The organism is Slackia sp. CM382 (assembly GCF_000293015.1).
Classification (GTDB): Bacteria; Actinomycetota; Coriobacteriia; order Coriobacteriales; family Eggerthellaceae; genus Slackia; species Slackia exigua.
Genome location: NZ_ALNO01000024.1, coordinates 1 through 4,349, shown reverse-complemented (window position 1 = coordinate 4,349; position 4,349 = coordinate 1). Strand labels below are relative to the sequence as shown.

Below are 4,349 nucleotides of genomic sequence, written 5' to 3'. Positions count from 1 at the left end.
GCTTCGGAACCCGCTTCGGAACCCGCTTCGGAACCCGCTTCGGAACCCGCTTCGGAACCCGCTTCGGAACCCGCTTCGGAACCCGCCGTCTCGTTTCCCTGCGGCCGCGCAGGCGTCGAGGCGCTGCTGCCGCATCGCGATCCGTTCATATGGGTGAGCCGCATCCTTGCGTGCGAGCCCGGCGTCTCGATTACGGCCGAACTCGATGTCGATCCGGCGTTGCCGCTGTTTGCCGGCCATTTTCCCAGCCACCCCGTGCTTCCAGGCGTCATTCTCATGGAAGCGCTTGCCCAGGCGGCGTCGTGCTGCGTGCTGTCCGGACGGGGCCGGGCCGGCACGATCGGCTTTCTGACCGGCATCGATAAAGCGAAGTTCCGCGCCCAGGTGCATCCCGGAGACACGGTGCGCCTCGAAGTCCGCATCATACGCGATTCTTCACGTATGGCCGTGGCCGACGTCTCGGCGTATGTCGGAGACGTGCTGGCTGCGCAAGCGACGCAGAAATACGTCATCGCGCGTCAAGGGTAACGGCCGTTCGGTAGGTTTGAAGGAAGCATCATGGCATCGAATCGCACTGATTACGTAACCATAGCCCTCGACGGCCAGGGTGCGCGCGACGCATCCGCCGTCGCGGTGTCCGTCGAAGGCAGGGAACCTCGCGCCCAGGTCATCTATCGGCTTTCAAGCGTTGCCGCTCCCGGCTCGGGCAGCGTGCTCATCGTCGGTTTCGGCAACGCCGCCAAGGCCGTTGCGCGTGCCTGCAAGAAGGCGGGCGCCGATGCCGTCTTCGCCACGGCGACCGCCGACAAGCGCAAGGCGTTCACCTACGGGGGCATCGCCGAGCCGTGCGTCATCGGGGAAGCGTTCGACGAGCGCTTGTTCTCGAACGAATGCTGCCTCGAATCCGCGCTTGCCGAAAGCGGCGCGAAAACGGTGCTCTTCGCGCATCGCGACGCCTGCGTGAGCCCTCTCGCGCGCGCGATCATGCATAAGGCCGGCGCGCTTGCGCTTACGCCCTTCGCGAACGACAAATCGCTCGAAATCTGGGTTCGCGTCGAATTCGACCCGACGGCCGCGCTCGATCGCGATCCCGTCTGGAGCGCCTGTCCGGTCTGCGGGCTGTCGCATGACCGTGCGCTCGTCATGGAGGCGGGCGGCGTGTGCCCGACGTGCCAGGGACTCTATCGTCTCGATTCCGACGAACGCATCGCCCAGGTCTTCGACGAAGGAACGTTCGAGGAATGGTTCGACGGCATCGAGGAGCGAAACCCTCTCGACTTTCCGGGATACGAATCGACGCTCGAACGGGCGCGCACGCGCAGCGGCAGGTCCGAGGCCGTGCGTTGCGGCAAGGCGCTGCTCGCGGGCATGCCGGTCGCGCTTGCCGTCATGGAGCCGTCGTTCATGATGGGATCGATGGGCTCGGTCGTGGGGGAGAAGATCACGCGCACGGTGGAGCGCGCGACCGACGATCGTCTGCCTGCGGTCATCTTCACGGCTTCGGGCGGTGCGCGCATGCAAGAAGGCCTGGCATCGCTCATGCAGATGGCGAAAGTATCTGCGGCGATCGAGCGCCATGGGCGCGCCGGTCTGCTCTACGTGTCGGTGCTCACCGATCCGACGACGGGCGGCGTGACCGCATCGTTCGCGATGGAAGGCGACATCATCCTTGCCGAGCCCCATGCGCTCATCGGGTTCGCAGGAAGGCGCGTGATCCAGGACACGATTCGCAAGGACTTGCCCGAAGGCTTCCAAACGGCGGAATTCGCGCTTGCGCATGGGCTCATCGATGCTATCGTGCCGCGTGCATCTCTGCGTCACCGCCTCGCCCATATCCTGGCGATCCATGCATCGCGTCCCAGGGCGTGCGTCGCCGCCTCGGACGGCGGAAAGCCTGCCGCCGCTCCCTGCGCCGATGGGAGCCGTCAGGCGCCGACGTTCGAGGCGGTGGAGACGGCGCTTTGCGGCACGCCCGTGCAGCGCAAACGGGAGGCGCTCGATGATACGCAGGGGCGATCGACGGGTCTGATGGGGCGCATCCGCGGGATCTTCGACGGCATCGCAGGCGGCGCGAACGACGTGCAGCGCGCGCTGCGCCGTCAGGGCTTGGCCGATGCTCCCGATGTAAAACCCGTCGAAGGAGGGCATACGGGCGGCAAGGCATGGGAAAGCGTGCAGCTTGCCCGCAATATCCATCGTCCGACCTCGCTGTTCTACATCGCATCGATGGTGCGCGGCTTCGTGGAGCTGCATGGCGATCGCGCGTTCGGCGACGACGGCGCCATCGTCGGAGGCATAGGATGGATAGGAGGTCGCGCCGTCACCATCATCGGGCAGGAGAAGGGATCCGACCTCACGCAGCGCATCGCGCGCAACTTCGGATGCCCTCAACCCGAGGGATATCGCAAAGCGCTGCGCCTGATGAAGCAGGCGGAGAAGTTCGGACGTCCGGTCGTGTGCCTGGTGGATACCCAGGGCGCGTACTGCGGGGCCGAATCCGAGGAACGCGGCCAGGGCAACGCCATCGCCGACAACCTCGTTTCCCAGGCGGGGCTGCGCGTTCCGATCGTCAGCGTCGTCGTGGGGGAGGGCGGTTCAGGCGGCGCGCTCGCGCTGGCCATGGGCAACAGGGTCGCGATGCAGGAACACGCGGTGTATTCGGTGCTGTCACCCGAAGGGTTCGCTTCCATCCTTTGGAAGGACCGCTCGCGCGCCGCCGAAGCCGCCGCCGTCATGCGCATGAGCGCCGAGGAGGCGCGCGATCTAGGCGTGGCCGACGACGTGCTGTCCGAAGGGCCGGCTCCCGCACACGAGAATCCGAAGGATGCGGCGCGCGGCGTCACCGCGTTCGTGGAGCGTGCGCTCGAAGACCTGTCCGACCTGTCCGCCGACGAGCTGGTCACGCAGCGATACGGACGGTATCGCGCCTTCTAGGCCCCATCAGGACCCATTCCGAAGAATCCTCTGCATCCATCTTGCGGATCGGCATCCCGCGGACCGCGCATCGATCCGCGTCGGTTGGAAAGGCGATTCGACGTGCGGAACGCAGGGCCCAGATTATCCATCTCGCATTACGCACGCGGAAGGCCCTCTTCGATCCTGTCGTCAAGAGCCTGGGGGGGGGGTCGTCCCAGATTTCTTCGCCACATACATGAGGCGGTCGACGTCGCGCTCGAGCTTGCGCAGATCTCGGGTCGTCGCGATGTGCCTCGTGATGGTTCCGAACGCGAACGAGATATCCATGTCCTTCGGGCAGATGCCCTCGTCCGCGATCGCTTTGCGCGCGAATTCCTGGGCGCTAAGCAGCCGGGCGTTCTGCTCGGCGTATGAAAGGGTCGTCGACGTCACGATGAACTCGTCGCCGCCCATGCGATAGCAGCGTCCTTCATCCCCGAACGATTGGACGAGCCCGTCTGCGACGCGTATAAGCACGCGATCGCCTATGTCGTGTCCGCAGCGATCGTTGCATGACTTGAAATCGTTGAGATCGAGGATCGTGATCGTGGCCGTGCTCCCTACGAGTTCGAGGGTTTCCTCCCTGAGCAGGCGGACGTTGCCGACGCGCGTCAACGAATCGGTTTTGGACTGCCGCAGGAGCGCCTCGCTTCGCTGAGCGTTCTGCACGGCGAACAGATAGCGCACGCACGCGGCGATCACGATGAACGCGAAGAACATGCTCAGATTCACGATCAGGCCGTGGGAAAGCGCGCCGCGGTAGCTCGCGAACATGAAGCATATCTCGATGGATACGAGGGTGAGGGGAACGGTGATCGCGGGACGGATCACGAAGATGCAGGTGAGGGCGACGATCTGGGTAATAAGCGCGTAGAGGCCGTTTCCACGGAACACATCGACGCATGCGGCGTACGTGCCGAGCACGAGCATGATTCCCAGGCACTGCGCGAGGGCGAATATTTGGACGACATGGCTGCATGGTTGTACTAGGACATGGCGAAGGCTGACGCCGAGAAGGATGGCCGCGCTCATGAACTGCGTTGCGTAGCCGATGCGATGATGCATGATCCAAGCGATGCCGGTATGCTCGATCGCACCAGGGCGGCTCGAGAGGGCAAAGCTGTTGATGAACATGAACGCCTCGAGCGCCATGAGCACGCCGGCGAACGCGATGCCGACATGCATGTTCGAATCCAGAATGAACCAGCGTTCGTAATCGGAGAGACGATTGATACCGAGAAGGACCCGTATGGAATCGCTTCCCTGCTGCGTGGTTTGTGATCGATCCATGAACTCCCCGGATTCCGATATCGAACGCGCACGGCGGCCGATATCGATCCGCTTCGGTGCGCATTTCCATGCATTCTCCCGGCACACATTGTACGCTATCCATC

At 64.2% G+C, this 4,349-nt stretch carries 3 protein-coding genes; 2 read left to right on the top strand and 1 reads right to left on the bottom strand.

The annotated features are described in order from the left end of the window. Positions 1-528, top strand: a 528-nt coding sequence (fabZ, locus tag HMPREF1155_RS08755) for a 3-hydroxyacyl-ACP dehydratase FabZ (RefSeq protein ID WP_238319178.1), incomplete at its 5' end; no start/stop codon positions are given. A gap of 30 nt (positions 529-558) precedes the next feature. After that, positions 559-2,934, top strand: a complete 2,376-nt coding sequence (locus HMPREF1155_RS08750) for an acetyl-CoA carboxylase carboxyl transferase subunit (RefSeq protein WP_009079504.1) — start codon at positions 559-561, stop codon at positions 2,932-2,934. Between the two features lie 171 nt (positions 2,935-3,105). Here HMPREF1155_RS08750 and HMPREF1155_RS08745 read toward each other — a convergent pair whose 3' ends face one another. After that, positions 3,106-4,245: a diguanylate cyclase gene (locus HMPREF1155_RS08745; RefSeq protein ID WP_155999303.1), complete on the bottom strand. Its 1,140-nt coding sequence runs from the start codon at positions 4,243-4,245 to the stop codon at positions 3,106-3,108. Positions 4,246-4,349: the final 104 nt, after the last annotated feature.